General features: G+C 46.3%; 22 protein-coding genes and 3 tRNA genes. 17 read left to right on the top strand and 8 right to left on the bottom strand.

The window, feature by feature from the left end; translation table 11 throughout:
• The first annotated feature begins 257 nt into the window (after nt 1-257).
• Nucleotides 258-1,673: a cation:dicarboxylate symporter family transporter gene (locus G344_RS0103120; protein WP_028254915.1), complete on the top strand. Its 1,416-nt coding sequence runs from the start codon at nt 258-260 to the stop codon at nt 1,671-1,673.
• A 171-nt stretch (nt 1,674-1,844) separates the two neighbouring features.
• On the opposite strand, the gene G344_RS0103115 is transcribed toward G344_RS0103120, so the two are convergent.
• Both G344_RS0103115 and G344_RS10570 read right to left on the bottom strand, forming a co-directional pair.
• Entirely contained in the window at nt 1,845-2,630 is a 786-nt protein-coding gene (locus G344_RS0103115) for an ABC transporter permease (RefSeq protein WP_028254914.1), read from the bottom strand.
• A gap of 21 nt (nt 2,631-2,651) precedes the next feature.
• Nucleotides 2,652-3,335, bottom strand: a complete 684-nt coding sequence (locus G344_RS10570) for an ABC transporter ATP-binding protein (RefSeq protein WP_051245705.1) — start codon at nt 3,333-3,335, stop codon at nt 2,652-2,654.
• Nucleotides 3,336-3,855: 520 nt separating this feature from the next.
• Between G344_RS10570 and G344_RS0103105 the strand changes: the two genes are divergently transcribed.
• From G344_RS0103105 to G344_RS0103090, 4 genes are all read left to right on the top strand, one after another.
• Nucleotides 3,856-4,674, top strand: coding sequence for a nitroreductase family protein (locus tag G344_RS0103105; RefSeq protein ID WP_028254913.1), 819 nt, complete (start codon nt 3,856-3,858; stop codon nt 4,672-4,674).
• 61 nt (nt 4,675-4,735) lie between these two features.
• Nucleotides 4,736-5,950: a threonine ammonia-lyase gene (gene ilvA / locus G344_RS0103100; protein ID WP_071838086.1), complete on the top strand. Its 1,215-nt coding sequence runs from the start codon at nt 4,736-4,738 to the stop codon at nt 5,948-5,950.
• A 55-nt stretch (nt 5,951-6,005) separates the two neighbouring features.
• Entirely contained in the window at nt 6,006-7,442 is a 1,437-nt protein-coding gene (locus tag G344_RS10565; RefSeq protein WP_051245702.1) for an amino acid permease, read from the top strand.
• Between the two features lie 129 nt (nt 7,443-7,571).
• Nucleotides 7,572-7,934 (top strand): DUF488 domain-containing protein, encoded by a 363-nt coding sequence (locus tag G344_RS0103090; RefSeq protein ID WP_028254911.1) that lies wholly within the window; start codon nt 7,572-7,574, stop codon nt 7,932-7,934.
• Between the two features lie 36 nt (nt 7,935-7,970).
• On the opposite strand, the gene G344_RS0103085 is transcribed toward G344_RS0103090, so the two are convergent.
• Nucleotides 7,971-8,777: a MetQ/NlpA family ABC transporter substrate-binding protein gene (locus tag G344_RS0103085; protein ID WP_028254910.1), complete on the bottom strand. Its 807-nt coding sequence runs from the start codon at nt 8,775-8,777 to the stop codon at nt 7,971-7,973.
• A 271-nt stretch (nt 8,778-9,048) separates the two neighbouring features.
• Here G344_RS0103085 and speC point away from each other — a divergent pair, with 271 nt between their 5' ends.
• On the top strand, nt 9,049-11,211 hold the full coding sequence (gene speC, locus G344_RS0103080; RefSeq protein ID WP_028254909.1) for an ornithine decarboxylase: 2,163 nt from the start codon (nt 9,049-9,051) through the stop codon (nt 11,209-11,211).
• Nucleotides 11,212-11,318: 107 nt separating this feature from the next.
• Here speC and hydA read toward each other — a convergent pair whose 3' ends face one another.
• Complete coding sequence (gene hydA / locus G344_RS0103075; protein WP_028254908.1) at nt 11,319-12,710, bottom strand: dihydropyrimidinase; 1,392 nt, start codon at nt 12,708-12,710, stop codon at nt 11,319-11,321.
• A gap of 260 nt (nt 12,711-12,970) precedes the next feature.
• On the opposite strand from hydA, the gene G344_RS0103070 reads away from it, so the two are divergent.
• From G344_RS0103070 to G344_RS0103015, 11 genes are all read left to right on the top strand, one after another.
• Entirely contained in the window at nt 12,971-13,918 is a 948-nt protein-coding gene (locus tag G344_RS0103070) for a cation diffusion facilitator family transporter (RefSeq protein WP_028254907.1), read from the top strand.
• Between the two features lie 138 nt (nt 13,919-14,056).
• Nucleotides 14,057-14,614 (top strand): TIGR01440 family protein, encoded by a 558-nt coding sequence (locus G344_RS0103065; protein WP_028254906.1) that lies wholly within the window; start codon nt 14,057-14,059, stop codon nt 14,612-14,614.
• Between the two features lie 49 nt (nt 14,615-14,663).
• Nucleotides 14,664-15,485: a sulfurtransferase gene (locus G344_RS0103060; protein ID WP_028254905.1), complete on the top strand. Its 822-nt coding sequence runs from the start codon at nt 14,664-14,666 to the stop codon at nt 15,483-15,485.
• Nucleotides 15,486-15,509: 24 nt separating this feature from the next.
• Nucleotides 15,510-15,695: a hypothetical protein gene (locus G344_RS0103055; protein WP_028254904.1), complete on the top strand. Its 186-nt coding sequence runs from the start codon at nt 15,510-15,512 to the stop codon at nt 15,693-15,695.
• 27 nt (nt 15,696-15,722) lie between these two features.
• Nucleotides 15,723-16,481, top strand: a complete 759-nt coding sequence (locus G344_RS0103050; protein WP_028254903.1) for an exodeoxyribonuclease III — start codon at nt 15,723-15,725, stop codon at nt 16,479-16,481.
• Between the two features lie 311 nt (nt 16,482-16,792).
• On the top strand, nt 16,793-18,049 hold the full coding sequence (locus tag G344_RS0103045; RefSeq protein WP_028254902.1) for a Glu/Leu/Phe/Val family dehydrogenase: 1,257 nt from the start codon (nt 16,793-16,795) through the stop codon (nt 18,047-18,049).
• A gap of 437 nt (nt 18,050-18,486) precedes the next feature.
• Nucleotides 18,487-18,648, top strand: coding sequence for a GGDEF domain-containing protein (locus G344_RS11660; RefSeq protein WP_244869482.1), 162 nt, complete (start codon nt 18,487-18,489; stop codon nt 18,646-18,648).
• Nucleotides 18,649-18,829: 181 nt separating this feature from the next.
• Nucleotides 18,830-18,905 (top strand) — tRNA-Asn (locus G344_RS0103030).
• 4 nt (nt 18,906-18,909) lie between these two features.
• Nucleotides 18,910-18,984 (top strand) — tRNA-Glu (locus tag G344_RS0103025).
• Nucleotides 18,985-18,988: 4 nt separating this feature from the next.
• Nucleotides 18,989-19,064, top strand: a tRNA-Val gene (locus G344_RS0103020).
• Between the two features lie 269 nt (nt 19,065-19,333).
• Entirely contained in the window at nt 19,334-21,040 is a 1,707-nt protein-coding gene (locus G344_RS0103015) for an LPO_1073/Vpar_1526 family protein (RefSeq protein WP_028254901.1), read from the top strand.
• Between the two features lie 201 nt (nt 21,041-21,241).
• On the opposite strand, the gene G344_RS10560 is transcribed toward G344_RS0103015, so the two are convergent.
• From G344_RS10560 to G344_RS10555, 4 genes are all read right to left on the bottom strand, one after another.
• Nucleotides 21,242-21,994, bottom strand: coding sequence for a TetR/AcrR family transcriptional regulator (locus tag G344_RS10560; RefSeq protein WP_051245699.1), 753 nt, complete (start codon nt 21,992-21,994; stop codon nt 21,242-21,244).
• A gap of 18 nt (nt 21,995-22,012) precedes the next feature.
• Nucleotides 22,013-23,128 (bottom strand): ABC transporter permease, encoded by a 1,116-nt coding sequence (locus tag G344_RS0103005; RefSeq protein ID WP_028254900.1) that lies wholly within the window; start codon nt 23,126-23,128, stop codon nt 22,013-22,015.
• Between the two features lie 90 nt (nt 23,129-23,218).
• Complete coding sequence (locus G344_RS0103000) at nt 23,219-24,391, bottom strand: ABC transporter permease (RefSeq protein ID WP_028254899.1); 1,173 nt, start codon at nt 24,389-24,391, stop codon at nt 23,219-23,221.
• Nucleotides 24,388-26,196 carry an ATP-binding cassette domain-containing protein gene (locus G344_RS10555; RefSeq protein WP_051245697.1) on the bottom strand — a complete coding sequence of 603 codons (1,809 nt, stop codon included), beginning with the start codon at nt 26,194-26,196 and terminating at the stop codon, nt 24,388-24,390. The genes G344_RS0103000 and G344_RS10555 overlap by 4 nt, the downstream gene beginning before the upstream one ends.
• Nucleotides 26,197-26,232: the final 36 nt, after the last annotated feature.

The following is a 26,232-nucleotide window of genomic DNA, read 5'->3' as shown; positions in this document are numbered from 1 at the left end:
TATAGGTAAAGAACTCCGATATGTTTTCCTGCACACTGCCGGTGCGGGAAGGCTGTCGGAGTTTTTTTATAATGTATCTTTGTGTACTGGAATATATAAGGCATACTACAAGTTGTGGAAACAAAACGACTGCAAAGCATCGGTGTATCTGCATTAGTTTACTAGAATAACTTTAAAATTATATAGTTGTGATAGGAATTTAACTGTGCTATAATGTGGCAGTCACATTCAGAATTTATTGATACGAGGTGAAAGGTATGGATATACCATTTTTTCAACAGTTTCTGATGATTAGTAGTCCGATGACTATTGGTATTTTGATTCTGTTTCTAATTTTGCTGGGATTTGTATTTTATTTGCAGCGGCAAAAGACATCTTTTGGAACACTGGTTATTACCGGTACGATTTTAGGGGCAGTGTTAGGATTTGCCGTACAGATTATCGCTGGATTCCCGAATGATCCGATGAAAGTTGTATACATTAAGGAAAGCACAAAGTGGTTTTCACTCATCGGTGGCGGATTTATTGATTTGATTCGCATGTTGGTTATTCCTTTGGTATTTATTTCTATCGTGCATGTTATTTTGAACATGAGCCAAGGCGCTAATCTTAAAAAGTTGGTATCTTCTACGGCGGCAGTCGCCTTGATTATGGTTGCTATCGCTGCGATTGTCGGTCTTGTATTGGGATCTGTTACACATCTTGGAGCCGGGATGAATGCAGAAGCCGGTGCTTCTAAAATGCGTGAAGTTAAACCGGTTGTAGATACGTTGCGTGCATTAATTCCAAATAATCCGGTGAATGCTATGGCTACGACAAATGTTATCGCTGTTGTTGTTTTCGGTGTTATTGTCGGTGGCGTGGCACGATTGATTAAACAAACCGGTACAGACAGCCTTGCTATGGTAACCAAGCTTTTCAATGAATTGCATCTCGTTATTTCATGGGTAGCTGATTTTGTTATTGGCCTTATGCCATACGGTGTATTGGCTTTGTTAGCATCTACATTGGCACAAAAAGGATTCCAGGCCATTGCTGATATGGGGCTGTTCATCATCTTAATTTATGTGGGGGTAGCTATTATGCTCGTAGTTCAGTCCCTACTGCTAATGATGTTTGGTGTGAGCCCGATTATGTATTTCCGTAAAGCAAAAGCTGTATTGCTGTTAGCCTTTACATCTCGCTCCAGTATGGGGGTTTTGCCGGCTACGGTAAGTGCGTTGACCGGTAAGCTTGGTGTAAATCCGGCGACAGCAAATACGGTAGCCAGCTTTGGTACCACGGCCGGCATGCAGGGGTGCGCCGGCGTATTCCCGGCACTTTGCATTGTGTACATTTCTAATGTAGCCGGTGTGCCGTTGGATATGACCATGTATGTAATGAGTGTTATCGTTATTGCTCTCGGCTCTTTGGGTATTGCCGGTATTCCGGGAACGGCGACGATGGCTGCTTCTGTATCTTTATCCGGTACGGGACTCGGCGCGTACTTCGGGATGATTTCTCCGGTGTTGGCTGTTGACCCAATTGTCGATATGGGCCGTACCATGTTAAATGTTAGTGGTTCCATGACAAATGCTATTGTCGTGGATAAGCTCATGGGTACATTTGATAAGGATGCCTATAATGACGCTGCGTTAATTAACAATGATAAGAAGGAAACTGTAGAAGCATGATCCTGTAAAAGCGTAATAATAAAACCCCGTTATATTGTCCTAAAAAGCTATGTGTTGCGATAGCTTCTATGGATATATGACGGGGTTTTGTACATACATTTTTAGTGTATGTATAAAAGAATTTCTGCCGAGGTATAGTGTTTCCTTTTTAGTGGAGAAAGGGTCTTTTCTTTATTTAGCTGAAGGAATAGTAATTTGATAGCGATCGTTCCACAATGTGCGACAGCCAAAGTAAAGCGTAGCAAAGGATACGAGGCTAACGGCGGTAGAGTTTGCAATCATAATAGTAATTTGATAAAGTACAGCTTCATTCGGCAACGCACCGGCAAGAATCTGACCGGTCATCATGCCCGGCAAAGAAACAATACCCATGCCTACCATGTTGTTCAAGGTAGGTAATAAAGCAGTTTCCATAGCTTGGTTAACAAAGGGATGAACAATTTCTTGCGGCGGAGTACCGATGTTCATCAGTACTTCGATACGATTGCGTTGTCCGTCCATGGATTCACGAAAGGCTTTCAGGGCTAACGTGCTACCGTTCATGATAGCGCTGACCAGCATACCGCTGATTGGGATGATATATTGTGGTGTGAAAATATCTTTTTGAATAACGGCAATCATCATAAATCCAACGATAAAAGCACCGCTTAATACAATGGAAAGAATGGTAATCCATTTAAATTTATTGTTGAGCCATTTATTTTTATTTAAGGCACGATGAATGGCGAAGCCAATCATCAAGGCCAGGTAGGTACAGGTAAAAATCGGTGACGGATATTTAAAAATATATAATAATACGTAGCCGGCAATAATGAGCTGTACAGTCATTTGTAAGCTGGCAAGAAGTAAGAATTTTGTTTGTTGAATGTGGCACTTTTTAAAAATAGCACCGACGATAAGCAGCAATAAATAGATGGAAGCAAATCCGGATAGCTGCATACTTAGCGATTCTGTCATGATAAGTAACTCCTTTCTCAATTAGTCATGTTGATTTGTCGATGATGCAGCCGTAGCCGATGATATACTACTAAGACGCGGAGCATCTAAGGTAATTAAGGCATCGCTAAAAGTAGGAATCAGCGAATCATCATGTGTGATGACCAGTGAGGTAATACCGCGATCGGCATTGAAGGCACGCAAGCGATAGAAAAAAGCATTAGCTGTAATCGTATCGAGAGCCGAGCTTGGTTCATCCCACAAGTAGACGTCAGCACCCAAGGATAGCATTACTGCATTGAATACGCGTTGGCGTTCACCGCCGGATAGGCGCGCGGTTTCGTGAGTAGGATCAAAATGAGCCGAGGCGATGTAAAGGTATTCCTTTATGGCTGACTTGGCCGGTACCGGCTGATGTCGGTATTGATTGTAAATACGGAAATTATCTTCTACGGTGCCATCAAAAAGATAGGCTTGTTGATTAACTAAGAGAATTTGACGACGCAGCTCCAAGGTATCCATGGTGAGGGTGTCGGTGCCGCGATAAAAAATACGACCGGCTGTTTGGGTCAGCGTACCGTTTAATAAGCGAAATAGCGTACTTTTGCCGCACCCGCTGGGGCCGGAAAGAAATGTCATTTTATTCGCTTCCACCACAAGGTCGGGATAACGGATGTGGGTATTCCCGGCTGTGAAGGAAAGTTGCTCAGTTCGTAATAGTTCCATAATAATTTTATTTCTCCTTACATATGAGTAACACATAGATAAAACTCACAAATAGTTGTCACGATGCACTCTCGGTACATAGTAACCAACTATTCTTATAGTATAACCTAAAAAGGGTTTTGTCCATGCGAATTTATAGGAGTTTATAATGGGATAGAGAAAATAGGATACTCTTGGAATATATACAAAGTGCTATATATGTAGAATAGAAGAAAGTTAAGTGATACGACAGATATGCATACATGATTTAAGGAAATGATATACCTTTATTAACGTACATGTATTGGCTATCCGTAAAATATATGGTACGATAGATTAGTATAGGAAGAATGTTTGTTTATAATAGACAGAAAAGCGCATCACAAGGAATTATGGTGGTGTGCTTTTTATGTGAAACGGTGATTCTTACTGCATAGCTTGAATTTTGCGAACTATAGAATATATTCATGTAGAAAAGACATGAATTGTTTGCGAATAGTGTATAATCAAAGTAGAGTCGCCATGACGGAGGTCGTAACGTATGAATTTTACAGTGAATACAGAAGTCTGTACTCGATGCGGTATATGTGTGGCGGAGTGCCCGACGGGATTATTGGTGATGACGGAAAATGGACCGCAACCGGACAGAGGGGGATGCCTTAAATGTGGTCATTGCGTGGCCGTATGTCCGACTATGGCTTTGGATTATGATATGACGCCGCGTGCTGAGCAGCCGGTTCTGCCAAATCAGACAACTTTGTCGCCGGATGAAGCGGAATTGTTTTTACGGCGTCGCCGATCTATCCGCGTGTATAAGGATCTGCCGGTACCTCGTGAAGATTTAGTGCGTTTGCTTAATGTAGCACGAATGGCACCGACGGCTACCAATAGCCAGGGCATTTCGTTTCGAGTAATACAGAATAAAGAGACACTGAAAAAAATCAGCGTAGCCGTATTGAATTGGATGCACATGATGGGGAAGAAAAATGCACGTATGCGTTTATATGCACGCGGTGCAGATATGTGCGTAAAACGGGGGCAGGATTTTATTTTGCATGATGCTCCTACATTGATATTGGCAGTGACGTCGGAAAAAATGTTTGATCGCGGTCGTGACAGCGGACATTTCTGCTTATCTTATGCAGAGCTGTTTGCTCCGACGCTTGGCTTAGGCAGTTGCTGGTCAGGGTTTGTAGAATACTGTGCTCAGTACGGCTGGGATGAGCTACTGGATTTGTTAGATATTCCGGATGGACAAAAAGTGGCAGGTGCCATCATGGTGGGCTACCCTAAATATAAATATCGTAATCTTGTGGAACGTCGCCCGTTGGATGTGTCCTTTGATGAAGATGTGTTATGAGGGCGGAAGAAAGAGGGATATTCCCGTTAGGTAAAAGGCCGACCGGCCAAAGGAGGTATCTATGGATACAGTAACATTGGATATGGTGAGAGCTGCCAAAGAACGGTTGAATGGTGTGGCGCAGCACACGGCAATTATGCAGTCTACCGCTGTTAGTACTTGCAGTCATTGCAATGTATTTTTAAAGATGGAAAATTTACAGCGTACAGGATCTTTCAAACTACGCGGTGCATATAATAAGGTAGCTTCTCTCAGTGAAGCAGAAAAAGCACGAGGCATCGTGGCCTCATCCGCCGGTAATCATGCGCAGGGCGTGGCATTGGCAGCCAGCGAGTACGGCGTAAAGGCCACTATTTGCATGCCATCGAATGCGCCGTTGTCTAAAATTGACGCTACTCGTAGTTATGGAGCGGATGTCGTTTTAGCCGGAGATTTTTACAGCGATGCGTATGATAAAGCCTGTGAATTGGAAAAAGAAAAAGGACTGACCTTCTGTCATCCTTTTAATGATCCGCTGGTTATCGCCGGGCAGGGAACCATTGCCTTGGAAATTCTGGAAGATGTACCGGAAACCGATGTTATTGTCGTGCCTATCGGTGGAGGCGGTTTAATTTCCGGTATCGCCGTAGCGGCGAAGGCCATTAAACCGTCTATCCGTATCGTCGGTGTGCAGACGGCAGGCATGCCATCTATGAAGGTGTCCGTGGAAGATGACAAACTAACAACGGTGCCTTCACATAAAAGCTTAGCTGATGGAATTACTGTGGGCACACCGGGCGATGTTACCTTTGAGCTGGTAAAAAAATATGTAGATGATATCGTGACAGTCGATGAAAGCGAGATTGCCGGTGCTATCCTCTTCTTATTAGAACGCGTAAAGACGGCTGCAGAAGGAGCCGGGGCATGTCCGGTAGCAGCCTTGATGAATCATAAGATTACCGGTATCGAAGGCAAAAATGTAGTTGCCTTGGTAAGTGGTGGTAACATTGATGTAAATATTATTGATCGCATTATTAATAATGGATTGGTACAGTCATGGCGCCGGGCATATTTTGATGTCGTTGTGGAAGACCGTCCGTATGTGTTGGCATCGTTGACGAAATTGGTGTCCGACAGTAATGCTAATATCCTGAGTATTTTCCATGATCGCAGCCAGCGCGATATTGAAGTGGGCTATGTTCATGTGGCGCTGGAACTGGAGACAATGAATGAAGAACATGTGCAGGGATTATTAAAAACGTTGCGTGCCAACGGATTCCCGGCAGTGCTCAGATAATTGGGGATACATTGTCTGTGAGCGGGCAATGTGCAAGCGATAAGGAGAATTGATGATGGAAGAGAAAAAGTTGGAGCGAAAATTAAAGCCGCGTCACGTGGAAATGATTGCACTAGGCGGAACAATCGGCGTCGGCTTGTTTATGGGATCGGCCAGTACGATTCAGACGGCGGGCCCATCAGTGCTGATTTGCTACGCTATAGCCGGTGTAGTAATGTTTTTGATTATGCGCATTATGGGGGAAATGCTTTATTTGGAACCGGTACCGGGATCATTTGCATCCTATGGATATCGGTATATTTCACCGTACATCGGATTTATTACGGCGTGGTGTTATTGGTTTATGTGGGCCACCGTAGGACTGGCGGAGCTGACCGCGGTGGGAATCTATATGAGTTATTGGTTTCCGGATATACCGCATTGGATTTCCGCGTTGGTTGCCATGGCCATTATTGTGACGGCTAACATTGCGTCCGTTAAGTATTACGGAGAGTTTGAGTTTTGGTTTGCTTTTGTTAAGGTAGCTACTATCGTATTCATGCTGGTAGTAGGCGTTATGATGATTGCGTTTGGTTTTGGTAATGACGGCGTGCCTATCGGTTTAAGCAATTTGTGGGAGCATGGCGGATTTTTTCCGCACGGCTTGGATGGAATGGTAGCGGCTATGTGCGTAGTGGCGGCTGCCTTCCAAGGTGTGGAATTGGTAGGCATTACAGCCGGTGAAGCGCAAGAGCCGCGTAAAACATTGATGAAAGCGGTTAAGAACATTGTATGGCGTATTCTTATTTTTTACGTAGGCGCTATTTTTATTATTCTTTGCATTTATCCTTGGAACGAATTGGGCATGATGGGGAGTCCCTTCGTGCAGACATTTACGCGGGTAGGCATTGCCAGTGCGGCGGGGATTATTAACTTCGTAGTGTTGACGGCAGCACTGTCCGGTTGTAACAGCGGCGTCTATAGCTGTGGCCGCATGCTCTACACCTTGGCGTGTAACGGACAGGCACCGAAGGCGTTCGGCAAATTATCACAATCGGGGGTACCGCGGAACGGAATATATTTTACTATGGCAGTACTCTGTTTAGGCGTAGTACTTAATTATTTAATTCCCGACTCAAAGCTGTTTCTTTATGTATACAGCGCCAGTGTATTTCCCGCTATGGTATCCTGGTTTGTACTCGCCGGTGCGCAAAAGAATTTCCGCAAACGTTGGGGCAAGGAAGCAATGGCTAAACATCCTTTTAAATCTCCGTTATATCCATACGCCAATTATTTTTGTTTAGGCTTTTTAGCGTTGGTAACGGTGGGCATGTGGATTAATGAAGACACGCGGGCGTCACTGATTATTGGTTGGCTGTTTATCGCCATCTTAACTCTGGCGTATTATGGCAAAGGGATGAACAAACGCCCTATCGTACATGAAGAGTTTACCGATGATGAAGAAGTGCGGGCAGCACATGAATCGGTAGAGGGTGCAACGACAACAAAATAAAAAGCAGCACGGTGATACAATACAGATATCGCTGTTAAAGAAAACGCAGGCTTTATGCTACCGAAATGAATTGGTGGCAGGGCCTGCTTTATATTTCATCTTGCATTGCGTTGCGAAAGGAGTCATCTCATGAAAGGACAACTTAGTTATAAACGAATTTATGATAAAGCCACACCTGAGGATGGAGCCCGTATTTTGGTGGATCGCCTGTGGCCGCGAGGTATAAAAAAAGAAGAAGCTAAGCTCACCGCTTGGCGCAAAGAAATAACGCCTTCCGCAGAATTGCGAAAGGCGTATCATCATAAAGATATCAGCTATGAACAATTTGCAGCCGCTTATCGTATGGAAATAGAACAAAACAAAGCATGGCCCGCATTTGTGCATGCTGTGGCTGAACGATTACAGTCGGGACCGGTGACATTGCTGACGGCAGCCAAGGATGTGGTGCACAGTCATATTCCGGTATTGATGGCAGCGTTAGCCGAAACATAAAGAAGGAGGCTTGTTATTTAGCGCTTTGACCTGTCTCTATTCTGCCGGTTCGATGGTGCCGTGGAACTTATCGGCAATGAATTTTTTTACTGCATCGGAATGGTAAATAGCGGCAATTTTTTTGTAGGTTTCATTGTCCTTATCTTTAGCGCGTACAGCCAGTACCATAACGGCTAACGGTTCATCCTTCGGTTCCAAGAAGATACCCTGCTTAGCTACATCGATGCCGGCGCTCATTACATAGTTCATCGGAATAGCGGCAACGGTTACATCGTCAAGACTACGCGGTAATTGTGCCGCTTCCAATTCTTTGATGACTAAATGTTTAGGATTGGATGTAATATCGGCAGGTGTGGCCTTGAAGCCTACGCCATCTTTCAATGTAATCAGCCCGGCCTTGGCGAGCAGTGCCAGGCCGCGACCACCGTTGGTAGGATCGTTAGGTACAGCTACGATAGCGCCATCCGGAATATCGGCGGGATTGTGAATTTTATTACTGTACAGTCCCATGCGCATAAGAATAGTCTTGCCGATTGGCACTAAATCCGTACCGTTTTGTTTATTAAAGTTTTCCAGGAAAGGCACGTGTTGATAGCTGTCTAATTCTAAATCGCCGGAGGCTAATGCTTTATTGGGTGTAATATAGTCGGAAAATTCTACGACTTTAATTTTAATACCCTCTTTGGCAGCTTCCTTGGCAACGGCTTCCACAACTTCGGCGTGCGGACCGGCAGTGGCACCGATGCGAATTTCCTTGTCATTGTTACTGCTTTGCCCGCAACCGGCGATGCCTAGGGCTAACACACCGATTAATAGAGGGGCCAATAAACGTTTTAATTTCATACGTATCATCTCTCCTTTTTTCTCTTGATTCTCAACTATACGCAAGCTGTTGTTAGGCTAGTCACATCCCCGTTTGAGTGATAGTCATTAACAGTTGCTATTAGACTACCATAAAACTGTGATTTAGACAATTGGAAGTTATGGCAGGTATTCGTTATTGTTGAAAAAGGAGTCCGTAGTTTATAATAAATACTACTTAGTGAAAGTTGGTATCGCAAGATACATAGTGTATAGAGTTCTATAGGAAAAGAGAGACGATGAGGAGGTTACAGTGAATCAATTAGTTATTGCTATGACGGAGGCGGCACGCACCTACGTACCTACGGTGGGCCGGCGTAGTATCGTTGATGCAATCAATGCAGATTACAGTGCTGTAGCAGCATTGGTGATTATCGATAAAGAAGAGGCGTTGGCAGATGATGATATGGTACGTGCTTATGGAATTCCCGTTATTTGTTTGGCTACCGGAAAAGAGCCGATAGATGATAGGCTACTTAAAAAAGTTAGGCATGTCATTGATGGAAACAGCGGTGACCAAATTCTGTTTGCCCATCGTATAGAAGCAGCTGCTGCACGGTATGAAGCGACGATGTTGCCGCCGTTTTTCAGAGCCTTAGCGCAATATGTGAAGGCGGGGCATTCTCAGTTTGATTGTCCGGGACACCAAGGAGGCGCTTTTTTTAGACAGCACCCGGCAGGGCGTGCGCTGTATGATTTTTACGGAGAAACTGTATTTCGCAGTGACTTGTGTAATGCGGACGTAGCTTTAGGAGATCTTCTTATTCACGAAGGACCGGCATATGATGCACAGCGTCATGCGGCAGAGGTTTTCAATGCGGATAAAACATATTTTGTATTAAACGGTACATCAGCGGCTAACAAGGTTGTGCTTAATGCGTTGTTGGCGCCGGGTGATATCGTGCTTTATGACAGAAATAATCATAAATCTGTTTCACACGGAGCTTTGGTGCAGGCCGGGGCGATGCCGGTATATTTGGAAACGGCACGTAATCCCTTCGGATCTATCGGCGGTATTACGGAACGTTGTTTTGAGGAAGCGTATATTCGTGAACTCATCGCTAAACGGGATCCGGAAAAAGCCAAGGCCAAGCGCCCCGTTCGTTTAGCTGTTATTCAATTGGGAACGTATGATGGTGTTGTTTATAATGCGCGTCAGGTAGTTGATAAAATCGGGCATCTTTGTGACTATATTCTTTTTGATTCCGCTTGGGTTGGTTATGAGCAGTTTATTCCGATGATGAAAGATTGCAGTCCTTTACTGCTTACCTTAGGACCGGATGATCCGGGCATTTTTGTTACGCAATCGGTACATAAGCAGCAAGCCGGTTTTTCACAGACCTCGCAAATTCACAAGAAGGACAGTCATATCAAAGGGCAAGCCCGTTATGTGGATCACAAACGGGTCAATAATGCCTTTATGATGCATGCATCTACTTCACCGTTTTATCCGCTGTTCGCGGCTCTCGATGTAAATGCCAAAATGCATGAAGGAGAGGCAGGCCGTTGGTTATGGAGACGCTGTGTTGAGTTGGGAATCGAAGCGCGCAAATCGGTTTTACGAAATTGTCGTTATGTGCGTCCATTAATACCTCCTGTTGTACATGATGCACCATGGCAGGATGGCAATACAGCAGCAATGGCTGAGGACAAAGCGTATTTTGCATTTACCCCTAATGGGCGTTGGCATTCTTTCGAAGGATATGGTGCAGGACAGTATTTTATAGATCCTTGTAAATTTCAGCTTATTACGCCGGGCATTCATGTAGAAACCGGTGAGTATGAAGAGTTCGGTATACCGGCTACGATTTTAGCTCATTATCTGCGCGAGAACGGGATTATCCCGGAAAAGTGTGATCTTAATACGATTCTTTTCCTACTGACACCGGCAGAAAATCGTACGAAAATGGATAATCTGGTAGCGGCGTTGGTTCGTTTTGAGAAGCTGATTGATGCGGATGCACCGATGCAAGAGGTATTGCCGTCCGTGTATTACCGTCATATTGATACATATCAAGGCTATACCATTCGTCGATTGTGTCAAGAAATGCATGATTTTTATTGCAGCCGCAATGTGAGCGAATTACAAAAACGATTGTTCTTGGCAGACTATTTACCGGAGTATGTGAAGTCCCCGCAAGAAGCGAATATAGATTTTGTACGCGGGCTGGGTGAATTGGTACCGCTTAGCGAGGCGCTGGGACGCATCGCCTTAGAAGGGGCATTGCCGTATCCGCCGGGTGTTATTTGCGTGCAGCCGGGAGAGCGGTGGTCGGAAACAGCACAACAATATTTTCTGGCTTTGGAAGAAGGGATTAATCGGTTACCGGGATTTGCTCCGGAGATTCAAGGTGTGTATATTACCGAACAGCTAGATGGAACGAAGAAGGCTTTCGGCTACATGTTGAAGGAATAAATAACAAAGAGGGCTACTCATGTCGTATCGCTAGGGTCTTAAAAATGACCTGATTGTAATATGAGTAACCCTCTTGTCGTATTTTTTACAGAGACTGCACGTATTAATTACACTTCGGTGCGACGTCGATGAAGGAGCGTACCGCCGCCTCGTTGGCCGCGGAATTCATTGTGCTCGGCGATGAGTGTACCGCGAAGGAATACGCGTTCAATGGAGCAATGGGCCGTAATACCTTCGTACGGTGAGTAGTGGCAGGTAGTATGTAACGTGTGCGCATTGAACTCGTGCGTGTCGGTAGGATTGATGATGACAAGATCGGCATCATAGCCTTCTTTAATATCACCTTTGTGAGAAATACCGAAGATGCGAGCAGCGTTAGTAGCCGTGACTTGAACGAATCGTTCCGGTGTTAATCGTCCCTTGAGTACACCTTCGCTGAAGAGGAGCGGCATGCGTTCTTCTACCCCGGATACACCGCCCGGGCAACGTCGGAAGTCAGCTACGTTGGCTTGCTTTTCTTCGATGGTAAACGGACAATGATCGGTAGCCACTACCTGGATATCACCGTTGGCCAGTCCGTTCCAAAGAGCATCATTATCATGCTTTTTGCGTAATGGTGGAGCCAGCATGTATTTGATACCTTCCATTGGACCGCCGTCCGAGAATTTATCATCCGTTAAAAGTAAATATTGTGGACACGTTTCCACGTAAATATGCGGTTGTCCTTCACGACGAGCTAAGCGCACTTCTTCCAAACTTTCATGGGCCGATAAATGAACAATATATACGGGCGCATTATCGGCAGCTTTGGCAAGACCCAGTAGGGTACTGATAGTAATGGACTCGGCTTCATTGGGACGGGTGGTAGCTTGAGCGGCCGGTAGAATTTCATCCGGTGCTAACATGTCGCGAAGTTCGTTGGTGATGGCATCATTTTCGGCGTGGACGGTGAGTAAGCCGTTGATGGGCTTCATTGCTTTCAGTATGCGGAAAAGATCGCGGTCGAACATAGGGGAACCGTAAGTCGTGTAAGCCTTAAAGGAAGGGAATCCTTCTTCGGTCACTAGGGACGGCAGTTCGCGAAGAATGTCCTCGGACATATGTTGGAAGACGCCGTGGAAGCTGTAATCAATGGGACAACGTTCGGCCAGTTGTCGATATACATTGAATTGATGATGTAAATCGCAGCCGCCAGGGCCGAAGGCCATATGGTCAATGATAGTAGTGGTGCCGCCGCAAGCCGCAGCTACTCCGCCGTCATAAAAATCATCGCAAGCACGATACTGCGGCGATTGCTGTAGGTCAAAATGTGTGTGAGGATCAATGCCGCCGGGCACGATGTAGCGTCCCGTAGCATCGATAATCTGATGCGCCGGATGTGAGAGCTGAGCTGTCTGCGGTGCTGTAATAGCCGTTATAGTATCGCCGGTAACGACAATATCACCGATAAAATGACGGTCGGATGTACAAATCGTACCGTTTTGAATGATAAAATTCATAAGAACCTCCTTATTGGTATCGTAGTCAGTGAGTAGAGAAATCCGAGTTCTGAATGAATGCAAGAGGCATCTCTTCTTATAATAGCCCGTTTAGAAAATAAATAGTAGTATAAAACGTTAAGCTATGAATAATTTTAATAAAAGAGAAATGGGTAAGGGGTATTATGAATTTTGGGGATAGCCGTAACGAAGATTGAGAGCGATTTTTACTTGGCTGCATTGACGTGGTACAATAGAGCATATGGGAGGTGAGTGATACTATGATAGATAAGCAAGTGATTGAACAACGACTGCTGTGGCAGTCGGCTTTGCTCATGTTCATGGTGGCTATCAGTGGTACGTTGATGGGGGTATTCACCGGATCGGCTGCGGTACTTCTTGATGGTATCGTATCGTTCATGGCAGTTATCATAAAAATTATGATGATTATGACATCTAAGCTCATATCCCGTGAAACAAGCAAACGCTTTCAGTTCGGCTATTGGCAATTTGAGCCACTGGTGTTAATTGTGGAAGGCGGCTTTACATTGCTTTTCGTTATCTATGCATTGATGACGGGGATTATGAGTTTATTGGGTCCGGGGACGATTGTAAAGGCAGGGCCCATCGTAATTTACGCATTGGTATTCACCATAGCTGACGCAGCCTATTATTTTTATGTGCATGCCGTGAATAAACGGTTAAAATCCAATTTGGTTAAGTTCGATAACATTAGTTGGTCCATTGATGCGGTGCTTTCGGCAGGCATTCTTATCAGCTTTCTGTTTGCATGGGGATTGGAACAAACGGAATGGGCCATCTATGCGCGATATGTGGATCCGGTGGTACTTATCGCTTTGTCCATACAAATGCTTCCCAGTGCTATAAAAATTTTGGTGCCTTCTATGAAACAAATTATGGGAGTGGCACCGATGGAGTTGCATAATCGTATTCAGCGAATTATGGATGAATTCATGGAGCGCTATCATTTTAAGGATTATGTAAGCAGCGTGCAGGCTTATGGGAAGACAAAGATCATTGAAATCGATATTTTAATCCCCAAAAATTATGAGCATCAACGCATAGTGGAGTTGGATGCGATTCGCAATGAAATTGATGAAGCTATCGGTGGGCGAGCCGAAGAAAAATGGGTAACGATTACCTTTACGGCTACTAAGCGTTGGATGGCAAAGGATTATTTATTGGATGAAGCCGATGATGACGAGTAATTTGAAAGACGGTTCGGAGAAACCGGTGAATTATTTGTTAAAACACTTAATAGTTAGTTTGAATAAAGAGCTTACACATGGTTTAAGCAACGATGCAATAGATATGGCAATACATAGCAAAGAAAAGAGGGACTATTCATGGAAGGGTTGGCACGAATTAAAGCAGAAATAACGCAAGCAGCAATGGAGTTAGCGGATAAAGCCAAACTGAAGGAAGGTCAAATTATGGTTATTGGCTGTTCTACCAGCGAAGTGCAGGGTAAGAAAATTGGTACTGCATCGGGACCGGATATTGGCGTGGCTATTTACGAAGCATTGGCTGCGGTGGCTAAAGAAAAAGGTTTTGCCTTGGCTTTTCAGTGCTGCGAACATTTAAACAGAGCCATTGTAACAGAGCGTTCTGTGGCGGAGCGCAATGATTTGTATATTTGTAATGCTGTACCGCAGTTACATGCAGGCGGTGCTATGGCAACGACGGCTTTCGGTCGAATGACGGATCCGGTGGTTGTGGAATATATCAAGGCCGATGCAGGTCTTGATATTGGTGACACGTTTATCGGTATGCATTTAAAACATGTAGCCGTGCCGGTGCGGTTAGCCGTGAAGGCAATCGGTGAAGCTCATTTGACGGCGGCTCGGGTGCGCCCTAAATATATCGGTGGACCGAGGGCTGTGTATGATGAAGCATTGATGTAATTTGATGACGTGCGGATTCAATTATGTTGTGAAGAAGGAGTTGAGATGTATGAAAAATTTTATTACACCAAAGGAGTTACATACATTACAAGCGCAGGGGAACCTTGTGATTATTGATGTACGCGGTAAGGGGCCTTACGAGGCGGGTCACATCGAAGGAGCCTTAGCTCTCGACGTAGAACGGGATTTGACAAAACCTGTGGAAGCGCACGGTGGCCGTCATCCGTTACCGACGAAGGATAATTTTGCAGAAACGCTGCGGCGATTGGGACTTACGATTACATCTACAGTAGTTATTTATGATGATTGGATGACCGGTGTGGGCCGACTGTGGTGGATGTTACGCTATGCCGGGATTGAAAATGTAAAAGTACTGGCCGGTGGCATTGGCCGTTGGCAACGGGAAGGGTATCCGTTGACACAGGCAGAGACACCTAATCCGGCTCCGTCGTCTTTTGTGCCGCAGTGGCGTGAGAATTGGCTTGTTAGTCATGAGGAAGTGGTGGCTCTTACCGCATCGCAGGAGAAGATTCTTGTAGATGTGCGTGCACCCGAACGCTATCGCGGTGAAGTGGAACCGCTAGATCCTGTAGCCGGCCATATACCGACAGCGATTAATATTTATTATGAATTACCTTATACAGCGGATGGCTTAAAGCCGGAGGCGGAGTTGAGGGAAATATTCAAGCCGCTTCTTAACTCAACCAAGAAAACCGTGTTGTATTGTGGCTCCGGTATTACGGCACCCATCGAAATGCTAGCCGTGGATGAATTAAATATTCCCGTAGCATTGTACCTTGGCAGTTTTAGTGACTGGATTAGCTATGAGAATGCGGTGATTGCTACGGGCACGGAAACGATGGATGATTAAAACTAATGTATAGGAGGGTTTCGTTTGCAAACCTTATATAAATTATTGTATGTTATTGTGTTTGCGTATATTCTGTATCATATGTATAGCTTTGGTTTTACGGTGGTGAATGTGGCGGCATTGATTCTTTTGGCGGCCAGTTTATATCTTGACGCGCACCGCCGTAGGCGCCGGGCCGAAGAGGCACGGAAACGGCGTGATACAAAATGATGGTACGTATTGTGTGAGGAGGAATGTATGAAACTTATTTCTTGGAATGTAAACGGCCTGCGGGCAGCAGTGACGAAAGGCTTCATGGATAGCTTTAACGAACTTGATGCGGATGTATTTTGTTTGCAGGAAACCAAACTACAGCCCCACCAGATTGAATTGGAATTGCCCGGTTATCACCAGTATTGGAACAGTGCGGTGAAGAAGGGGTACAGCGGTACGGCACTTTTTACTAAAACGGAGCCAATCAGTGTTACCTATGGTATCGGCATTGAAGAACACGACCAGGAAGGACGCGTTATTACGGCGGAGTATGAGCATTGCTATGTGGTGACCTGCTACACGCCGAACAGTCAGCGAGGATTGGCACGACTTGCGTATCGAATGACATGGGAAGATGCATTCCGTAATTATTTGCTGGAGCTGGATGCGAAAAAGCCGGTGATTCTTTGCGGTGACCTCAATGTAGCACATGAAGAAATCGATTTGAAAAATCCGAAGACCAATCACAAAAATGCAGGCTTTACCGATGAAGAGCGATCTAAAATGACAGAACTATTGGCAGCAGGTTTTACGGATACCTTCCGTCATTTATATCCGGATGTAACCGATGCGTATAGTTGGTGGTCCTATATGGGAAAAGCGCGCGATAGAAATGTAGGGTGGAGAATTGATTACTTTATTACTTCCAAACGTTTGGATAATAGTATTACAGAAGCAAAGATTCATCCGCAAATTTTTGGTAGCGATCATTGCCCGGTAGAGCTCGATATTGCCATTGATTAAAAATAGTTTATTTTTATGGGGCATAAGGAGTCCCAATAGATGATTAATTGATATATAGTCTATAGAAGTACATAAAACTGAATGATTTGCCTATATTGATTTCTCATGGTATAGTTTGAAATCTAACGACCGGGTCTATGACAGACCCGGTCGTTTTAGTTATTATCTAATTGTTTAGATATAACTTTTAATCATCGTATTATGCGTAAATAGAAATTTGAGATATATTTTTAATTATCCCTGTGGTATAGTGAAGATGAGCAAGACGGTTGGTTTTGCAAACCTGTTATTCTATATGAGGTGATACGACTATGGCAAAGTACAATCCTTATGAAAATATGTTGAATACACTTGACGAAGCAGCTCAGAAATTGGGCTTAACGCGTAATGATTATGAAGTGATTCGCCATCCGGAACGTGAACTGAGCGTATCGATTCCGGTACAAATGGATGACGGCCACATTGAAGTATTCAATGGCTATCGTACACAACACAGTACAATTATGGGGGCAGCTAAAGGGGGCATTCGTTTCCATCCCGATGCAGATGAAAACGAAGTGCGTGCATTGGCTGCTTGGATGACAATAAAGAATTCCATCGCTCACTTACCGTACGGCGGTGGTAAAGGCGGTATCAAAGTAGATCCGAAAAAATTAAGTAAACGCGAACTGGAACGTCTGACGCGCGGTTTTGTACGCAAGATTGCCCCGATTATCGGAGTAGATACGGATGTACCGGCACCGGATGTAAATACCAATCCTCAAATTATGGCATGGATTGTAGATGAATTCAGTACTTTAAAAGGTGTTTGGTCACCCGGAGTTGTAACCGGTAAACCACTGGAAGTAGGCGGCTCATTGGGACGTAACGAAGCTACCGGTCGTGGTTGCATGTTTACATTGAAAAGCTATTTGGAAAAGAAGGGCAAAAAGATGTCTGATGTGACGATTGCTGTTCAGGGCTTTGGTAACGTAGGCAGTGTAGGGGCACTTCTCATGCATCGTGAAGGCTGTAAGATTGTAGCTATCGGTGATGTTCACGGATCCATCTACAATGAAAACGGCATCGATGTAGAAAAAGCGTATGAATATGCTAATACGCACGGTCGATCCTTGGAAGGCTATGAAGAACCGGGCATGACAGTTATCGACAATAAAGAACTGCTTTTATTGGATGTTGATGTATTATACTTAGCTGCCTTGGAAAACCAGATTAATGGCGATAATATGAAAGATGTTAAGGCTAAGCTTCTTTTGGAAGGGGCTAACGGGCCGACGACAAATGAAGCAGACTTGTATTTCTATGATAAAGGCGTAGATATCTTGCCGGATGTATTGACTAATGGCGGTGGCGTTGTTACTTCTTATTACGAATGGGTACAAAACAAAGAAGGTTTGTACTGGACGGAAGAAGAAGTTAACGATCGTTTGGAAAAAAATATGAAGCGCAGCTTTGAAGAAGTATGGGCTATGCAACAGGAATACAAGGTATATCCGCGCTTAGCTGCATATATGGTAGCGCTAAAACGTTTGGTAGCGGCTAGTAAGTTACGTGGCTTTAACGGCTGATTGTTGATACATGCGTAAACGGTGCATACATAATTTGATTTATATATGTAGTTAGCACTGCACCATAGCAGAGTAGGATAGCATATAGCGATAACGGGCTAGGTAGGGCTGTGTGTGCTACTATAGTCTGATGAAGGAGCGACAGGTGTCGTCGACAGGAGCGTATAGATTGCGTAACAACGACGATAGAATGTGGCTCCTTTATTTTTGATATGGATACTAATGATATACAGAAGAATTACCATTGATAGATGATTTAAAACAGTAAATGCGGTGGAAGCGATCGTGGCTGAGAGAGTCTATGATTGTGAGCGCCTTTATGTGGCGCAAAGAACCGTTTATGGCGGCATCTTTTTATATGGGCTTGTTGGTGCCTTTGTTGGGAACGCATTTCTCAAGAATTGGAACACAATAATGATTGCGGAGCGTTACTCTTTTTGGATCTGGATACTTTTAAACAGGTTAACGATATCTTCGGTCATCAAGCCGGTGACGAAGCATTGCGTCGAGCGGTAGGTATCATGCGTCACATGCTAAAAATTCCGGTAAGAATCGGTATGCCAGTCGGTAAGCTTGCCATTGATATAGGATACATATAGGTGCTCAATAAGGATACCGCGCATACGACCGTAAGTCCGGAACAATTAAACCGAGCGTCGTATGCGCCGCTAAAAGCGGGCCGAGAAGCATTTTGTTAGAAGAAGTAAAAAAATATAAAGTAATTTATAAAAAAGGGCTTGCATTTATCAGCGCAGTATCATATAATAATTGACGTACCATTCCTCGATAGCTCAGTCGGTAGAGCAATCGGCTGTTAACCGATCGGTCGTAGGTTCGAGTCCTACTCGGGGAGCCATTGTGGCCCGTTGGTCAAGCGGTTAAGACACCGCCCTTTCACGGCGGTATCGGGGGTTCGATTCCCCCACGGGTCACCAGCATGGACGATTAGCTCAGCTGGGAGAGCGCCTGCCTTACAAGCAGGATGTCGGCAGTTCGATCCTGTCATCGTCCACCAAACCAAGCGAGCCATTTTCTTCGGAAGATGGCTCGCTTTTTTTATACCTTCTCACAGAAACATCGCATGCATGGATAGGTAACCGTTGGGTAGCCCTACGACGAGTCATGCTTAGATTGATAGGAGAGTATACTATGACAGATGTATTCTGTGAGATTTTTGTTGAATACGCTAACTCCCCATTGGCGATATGGGGTATATGTGCTAACATAGCAGGTAGAATATAACGCTTTCATCATAGATTGAGAATCAGGTAGGAGGGTTACTTCATGACTGCCTATATACCATATTTAGTAGTATTGGCTGTAGTGATTGTTTTTTTCTTTGTATGTTACTTAGTATTCCGCGATAAGGATGAGCCGACAGTAAAACGGCCTGCTGCTCGCGAGACGGTGGCGAATGCGGATTATTACGAACGAAAACGAGCGGAGCACGGCGGTACGCAATATCGTACGCGCAATGTAACCGCAGAGGATACGGCGACTCGTCGTAACGGCGAAGCAGCGAAAACCAACGCCGAGGCACCGACGCAGGAAGCTATGGAAGCCACGCAGATTATGCCGGCATCGCACCGAGATACGCATGCACGTCATCACAGTGAACAGGCAGCTGCCAAGGTAGAAGAACGGGAATGGCGTCGCAAGCAAGCGGAGCAGCGTAAGCATAGCAAGGTAAAGAATGACGAAGCAGACGCACAGGCTCGCCGTCATACGGTGAAGGGTCATAGGGCCGCAGAACAGACAGTGCCGAATTCCTCCGTAAATACGGATGCTACTGTAGTTATCGGTTCGCGGGAAGAATTGACCCGTCACCTGGCAGACACAGACGGTGCGACACATACACAAACGCCGACGGCTCCGGTCGATACGGATATGACGCGACCTATTGCGCCGATTAATGTGCGGACCATGGAAGCTTCGGAAGTGGCTGACGATGCGACGCGTATCTTGCCGGTAGTTACGGCAGAAACGACTCCGGCGGCAAAACGGACGGCCTCCCACAGTGATGTACCGGCTGCCGGTGATGCGGTAGACTGGGCGGTGCATCACTTTATGCAATCCTTCGGGATGCTTGGTGACTCTGCTAAAGAAGGCGTTCGTGCCATTACCGCCGATGCCCTGCAGCGATTGGGAATTACCGGTGAAGCAGAAGTAAAGGCTCTTCTGGAAAATATTGTCGTACAGGAAGCGTTGATGTGTATGCAAAAAGCCTATGTGGCAACGCCTACACCGTGGATGTACGAAACAGCCATCGAAGCCTTCGGCGATGTAGTGCAGCAACCGAAATCAAGCACGCTTTACTTGTTGGCCTTTGATGCGCTTCGCATTTTACCGCATCTTCACTTAGGTCATTTCCAGGTTATGGCCTTGGCACTTTTATTGCAGTACTCGCGTAACTCCAATAACTATAGCATGGATAACCTGCGCCACTATGTGGAAAAATATATCGAACCCTTTGTGTCGGATGTACCGCGGGACGAATCCATGCATCGTCAACTGGAATACTTGCACTGTAGCGCACAGGCTGCCGATCGGGTTAGCCTCGCAGCTATCTTCAGTAATTCCTATCCGCTGATTTTTAAATACCGCGGCTTTACTCGGGATGAGCTGAGCATGGCATTGGACGGTGAACGCTTGGACGAACGCTTTATTGCGCGCAGCATTAATTCTTCTATGTACAAGCTCACCTTAGTAGATGAAGGTTTGGCACAGCGCTTCTTCCGCTTAGCACATATCAGTGACGGTGACATTCAGCAGCGCCTATTGGCATTGGCCAAGAGCAAGCCGACAGCTTTTACGGGACGGGAAAGTTTGGAAATTATGGAACGCATTTCGCCGGTATTGGTAAACCTTGCCGAAGTATACGATACCACGCCGATTTCCAAAATGACATTGACCCTCTTGGGCTTGTATTTGGGACGGGCTCATGTGAAAGTCACTATCGGCGAAGAATTCGATTTGTCGCCGTGGTTGTAATCATGCTGTGATTGTGATAGATGCTGTGGTGGTAATACATGCTGCGGCTGTAATAATAAAATACTCCCTCCGGTTTACGATGAACGCTTACATCAGTTTGCGCTTCTTCGTAACTGGAGGGAGTTTTTTTATGTCTTATTTTGAGGGAGTTTTTATGTTTTATCTTATGTTGCATAGTCCGGCGTGGTATAGGGATTTACTTTATGATTGCTCCTCGTCGGCTCGATGTTTAAACGCGTTAAGCTGGCAAATGAAATTATTGCGCAGCATGGTTGTATATGTATCGCGGCTCATAGAGATGGGAGCATGGGCCAATAGCGGCGAATGTTGCATGATGGCAGTCAGCGCAAACGGCGACAGCAAGCTGATGTAACAGCCGTACAATCGCGGATCCGCCATATCATAGCCAAGGTAATCGCTGAGTAAGCTGCCGATGAGAGAAAACTTTGGCAGTGCCGACGAAGTGATGACGCGATGCATCATCGGTGACGGGGATAAGACTTCGCGAATCCAAAGTTTGATGTGCCAGTCGCTGTCGCTGAGCGTTTGCGCGAGAAAAAAATCTACAATGGATAACAGACGTTTATCCGGTGGAGCATCGCTATCCGCAATATCTCGAAGGATAGCCAAATCCATCAAATAATGCTGTACCTCGCCGAGTACGGCTTCGTATAATGCTTCGCGACTGCCGAAATGGTAATTAACGGCAGCGCTGTTAACCTGGGCAGCCGTGCAGATTTCTTTGCTGGTCGTTTTATCATAGCCTTGGATGGCAAAGAGACGACCGGCGTGATCGATGATGCGGGCTTTGGTAGCTTGTCCGTCTTCGCGACCGTTGGCCGCTGGCGTCTTTGGTATTCGTGTTTGTCCGGCGGAGGCGCGCTTTTTTTGTACCGATGCATTGGCGGCTTCCGGAGGGATACTTGTTTGTAATTGTGTTTCGTTTATATTCATGGACACCTCGATACAGTTTTACGATAATTTTTTACGGAACAGCGTAGCTGCCAAGGGCAGGGTAATGGAGGCGACGATCAACATAGGAATATAGTTGATGGCAATTAAATTAAGGCCGGCCCCTTCCAGATAAATGCGGCGCACCGACTCGACGGCAAAGCGCATAGGATTGATATAGGTGGCGTACTGCAATACTTCCGGCATGTTTTGAATCGGCGTGGACAAACCGGATAATAGTAGCATGGGGAGCAGGATAACAAAGCAATACACCATGACCTGCTGCATAGAATCGGAGATGGCCGATACGGACAGACCGACACCGACAGAGCTGAGCAAGAAGATAAAAATAGTTAAATACAGTGTGCCGATAGAGCCTACCGGCGTAATGCCGAACCAGAAAATTGTCAGCAGCAATACCAAGGTAGCTTGGATGGTGCCGATGATCATCGGCGGAATCGCTTTGGCAATAAGAATTTCATAGGGTTGCAGCGGCGTAACCAACAACTGATCGAAGGTACCTTGCTCGCGTTCGCGGGCTACCGACAAACCGGCCAGCATCATAACCTGCGTCAGAGCCAGCATGGGAATCAAGGACGGAAGGAACATCCAACGGGTAATCAGATTGGGATTGTACCACGTGCGATTGACTACTTCTATCGCCGGCGGAGTACCGCGAAGCTCTGTGGAATACGCAGAGGCTATAGATGAAATATATCCGGCGGCAATGCCCGAGGTGGTTGGGTTGCGCCCGTCGGTGATGACCTGTACCGGTGCGGCCGTACCGGCGGTAATCTGATTGGCAAAGTCTTGGTTTACCGTTACGACGGCAATGACGTCACCGGAGTCGATGGCCGGGGCGATTTGCGCAGTAGAGCTCAAGGTGAAGACGCGCTGAAAAATGCCGGATCCTTCCAGACGAGCGATAAAATCTGCTGAATAGCTGCTGTGGCTTTGGTCTAACAGTGCGTAAGGAACTCGGTCTAGGTTAAAACTGGCCGTGTAGCCGAACAGCATGCCCTGTACGATAACGGGCAGGAGAAGAATGAAACGGATTTTAGGATCCTTCAGCGTCACCAAGAGTTCCTTGCGAATGACGCACAATAATTTGTAAAACGTAGTCGATAATGACGTCATAAGTGTGGCCTCTTTCGTAGAATAAGATATGATTACATTAAAAATATGGTAAGAGATACGAGTATGTAAAGCCGTGCTTGCGGATAGAAATTAATCCAGCCGCTTGCGCGTTACCAGTAATGATAAGCCGATAAAGAGGGATGCATAGCCGGCAAGGATAGCACAGTTTTTGTAAATGATGACCGGATTGTTACCGGCGAGGAACAGGGATTTCAGTAAATCCATATAGTACGTAGCCGGCATGAGATGGCTGATGACATTTACCGCCGTGGGCACGCTGCGCAAGTCAAAGATGAAGCCGCTAAGCATAATGGTAGGCAATAGACTGACCAATAGAGCCAACTGACAGGAAAGAAATTGATTCTTCAGCACCGAAGAAATAGTCAGCCCCATGCCGATGGCAACGAGCACGTACTCTACGGAAGCGAAAAGGATAAGGAAGATAGATCCTTCGATGGGAACTTCGTATACGTAACGCGCCGATAACAGGCAAATGAAAAAGCCGATCATGGCTACGCCGAAGTAAGGAATAATTTTGGCAAAGACAATCTCCGATGCATGCATGGGCGTTACGAAAAGTGATTCCAATGTGCCTCGTTCCCATTCGCGGGCCATGACAAGGGCTGTTAGGAATACGCCGACCAAGGTCATAACGATGACGATCAAACCGGGAATAAACATCCACGTACTGGTGTTGGCATCGTTAAACCATTGACGAGAATCGACGGTAACAGAGCCAGGTACGATGGGCGGCGTTGCGGAGAGCGTTGCTGACGAAGATGCGCCGGCTATGGCCGGTGCTCCGTTAATGGCAGTGCCCGACAGATACGATTGCTGCCAGCGGGCGATACCGTTTTGCACATACGTAGTGGTGGCGTTGGCAATCGTAGTATCCACACCGTAGGTAATGAGCTGCACTTTGCCGCGTCCCTCGCTGAGCCGAGCGGAGAAATCGCCGGGAATGCGAAGGATGGCTTCGGCCCGTCGTTCATCCATTAGCTCTTTAGCTTCCTGCATGGAGGTAACATAGCGCGGTGAAAAATACGGAGATTCATTCATGAAGCTGACAACCGAGCGCGCCGTAGGCGAACTGTCCTCCAGCACTACAGCGGTAGGAATGTGCGTCACATCCATAGACATACCGAAGCCGATGAGGAAAATCAACAGCGCCGGAATGACGAGACCGATGAAAAAGCTGCTGGGGTCGCGGGTAAGCTGTAAGCATTCTTTATAGATTAAGGCCCGTAGGCGACGAAAGCTCATGAAGAAGAACCTCCTTTCGGTGGTGTTGCCCTATTGTTGGCAGCAGTCGTTACCGGATTGTTTCGTTTCTGTTCGACAATGTTGATGAACGCTTCGTTCATGGACGGTGGATTGCCGGCGCGTCGGCGAATCTCTGCCGGTGTACCTAAGGCTACCATGCAGCCGCGGTCCTGGATGAGGATGCGGTCGCAATACTCCGCTTCTTCCATAAAGTGGGTGGTAATGATAACCGTAGTACCGGCTGCGGCCAGCGCCGTAATTTGACGCCAAAAGATGCGGCGTGCCAAGGGATCGATACCACTGGTCGGTTCATCGAGAAAGAGCAGTCCCGGTTTATGTAGTAAAGCGGCGGCCATGGAGAGACGCTGCTTATAACCGCCGGGTAGTTCACCGGCCGGTTCATAGCGATGGGTATCAAGATCAAACTGATGAAGAATTTCTTCAATGCGTTCCTTAGCCGCATGAGGCGATAAACCATAGGCCCCGGCAAAGAATTCCAAATTTTCTTCTACCGTCAAGGTACCGTACAAAGAAAACTTTTGCGCCACATAACCGAGTCCGGCACGAGCCTTGGCACGGGCACGCCGCAAATCGTAGCCGAGAACGGACAGTGCTCCGGAGCTGGCCGGCAGGAGACCGCACAACATGCGAAAGGTGGTAGACTTACCGGCTCCGTTTGGCCCCAGCAGTCCGAAAATTTCACCGCGATGAACGGAAAAGGATACGTGATTGACAGCGATGAAGTCACCGAATTTACGCATCACATCCTTTACTTCTACATCGACCGGAGCATCCTCGGAGGACGCTGTCGAAGTATAATCAATGACAAAATGGGATGCTTCTGCTTGCGGCTGACTGTGCTCTTTCAGTATCATCATGAATGCATCCTCCAGTGTAGGCGGTGTGGCTTGCGGCACCAAATCGGGGAAATGGGCATACACTGCCAGCTGGCTTACATCGGAGGTGCGGCTGATAAAACGCACGGCCCCACCTTGAGGAACTGCGTCAATAACGTGCGGCGCATCGTCAATGAGGGCCGCCTGCAATAAGCGGGCCGGCACATGAGGCGGTGGTGTTACGAGATAACAAGCGCCGTCGGCTTTTTTTGTAATCGCCTCCGGTGATCCTTGGGCGAGGAGCTTTCCTTCGTGAAGAATATATACCTTATGACAAAGCGAGGCTTCATCCATATAGGCGGTGCTGACAAGAATGGAAAGGTTATCGTCGTGTGCCAGCTGTTGCAGAATATCCCACAGCTCACGGCGCGATAACGGATCTACGCCGACCGTCGGTTCATCGAGAATAATCAGCTTTGGCGCACTTAATAATGTGCAGGCCAAGCCTAACTTTTGCTTCATCCCGCCGGATAATTTGCCTGCCGGTCGATCCGTGAAGGGATCCAAGCCGGTCATGGCGAGAAGCCGTTGAAAGCGCTGCTCGCGCACATCGTCAGGCAATGCGTGCAGGTCCGCGTATAAATTTAGATTTTCTTGTACGGATAAATCTTCGTATAAACCGAATTTCTGCGGCATGTAGCCGACGCGATTTTGTACGGCTTGCGGATCGGCGGACACGTCGATGCCATCGATAACGGCATGGCCGCCGTCGGCACGAAGGAGACCGCAGAGAATGCGCATACACGTTGTCTTACCGGCTCCGTCCGGCCCGATGAGGGCCACCAATTCGCCGGGCGCGACAGTAATGTTTAGCGCTTCTAAGGCTACAACGGTGTCGCCCGTTACCGGATGGGGAAAGCATTTATGAAGTTCTTGTACCGTGACGAGCGGCATTTCACTGACTGACATAAGGGCCTCCTTACCAGAAATATTTCAATAGAAGAG

It is taken from the genome of Veillonella magna DSM 19857, from assembly GCF_000428745.1.
In the GTDB taxonomy this organism is placed as follows: domain Bacteria; phylum Bacillota; class Negativicutes; order Veillonellales; family Veillonellaceae; genus Veillonella_A; species Veillonella_A magna.
The sequence above is the reverse complement of the archived record's forward strand: the minus strand, read 5'-3'. Positions and strand labels throughout refer to the sequence as shown.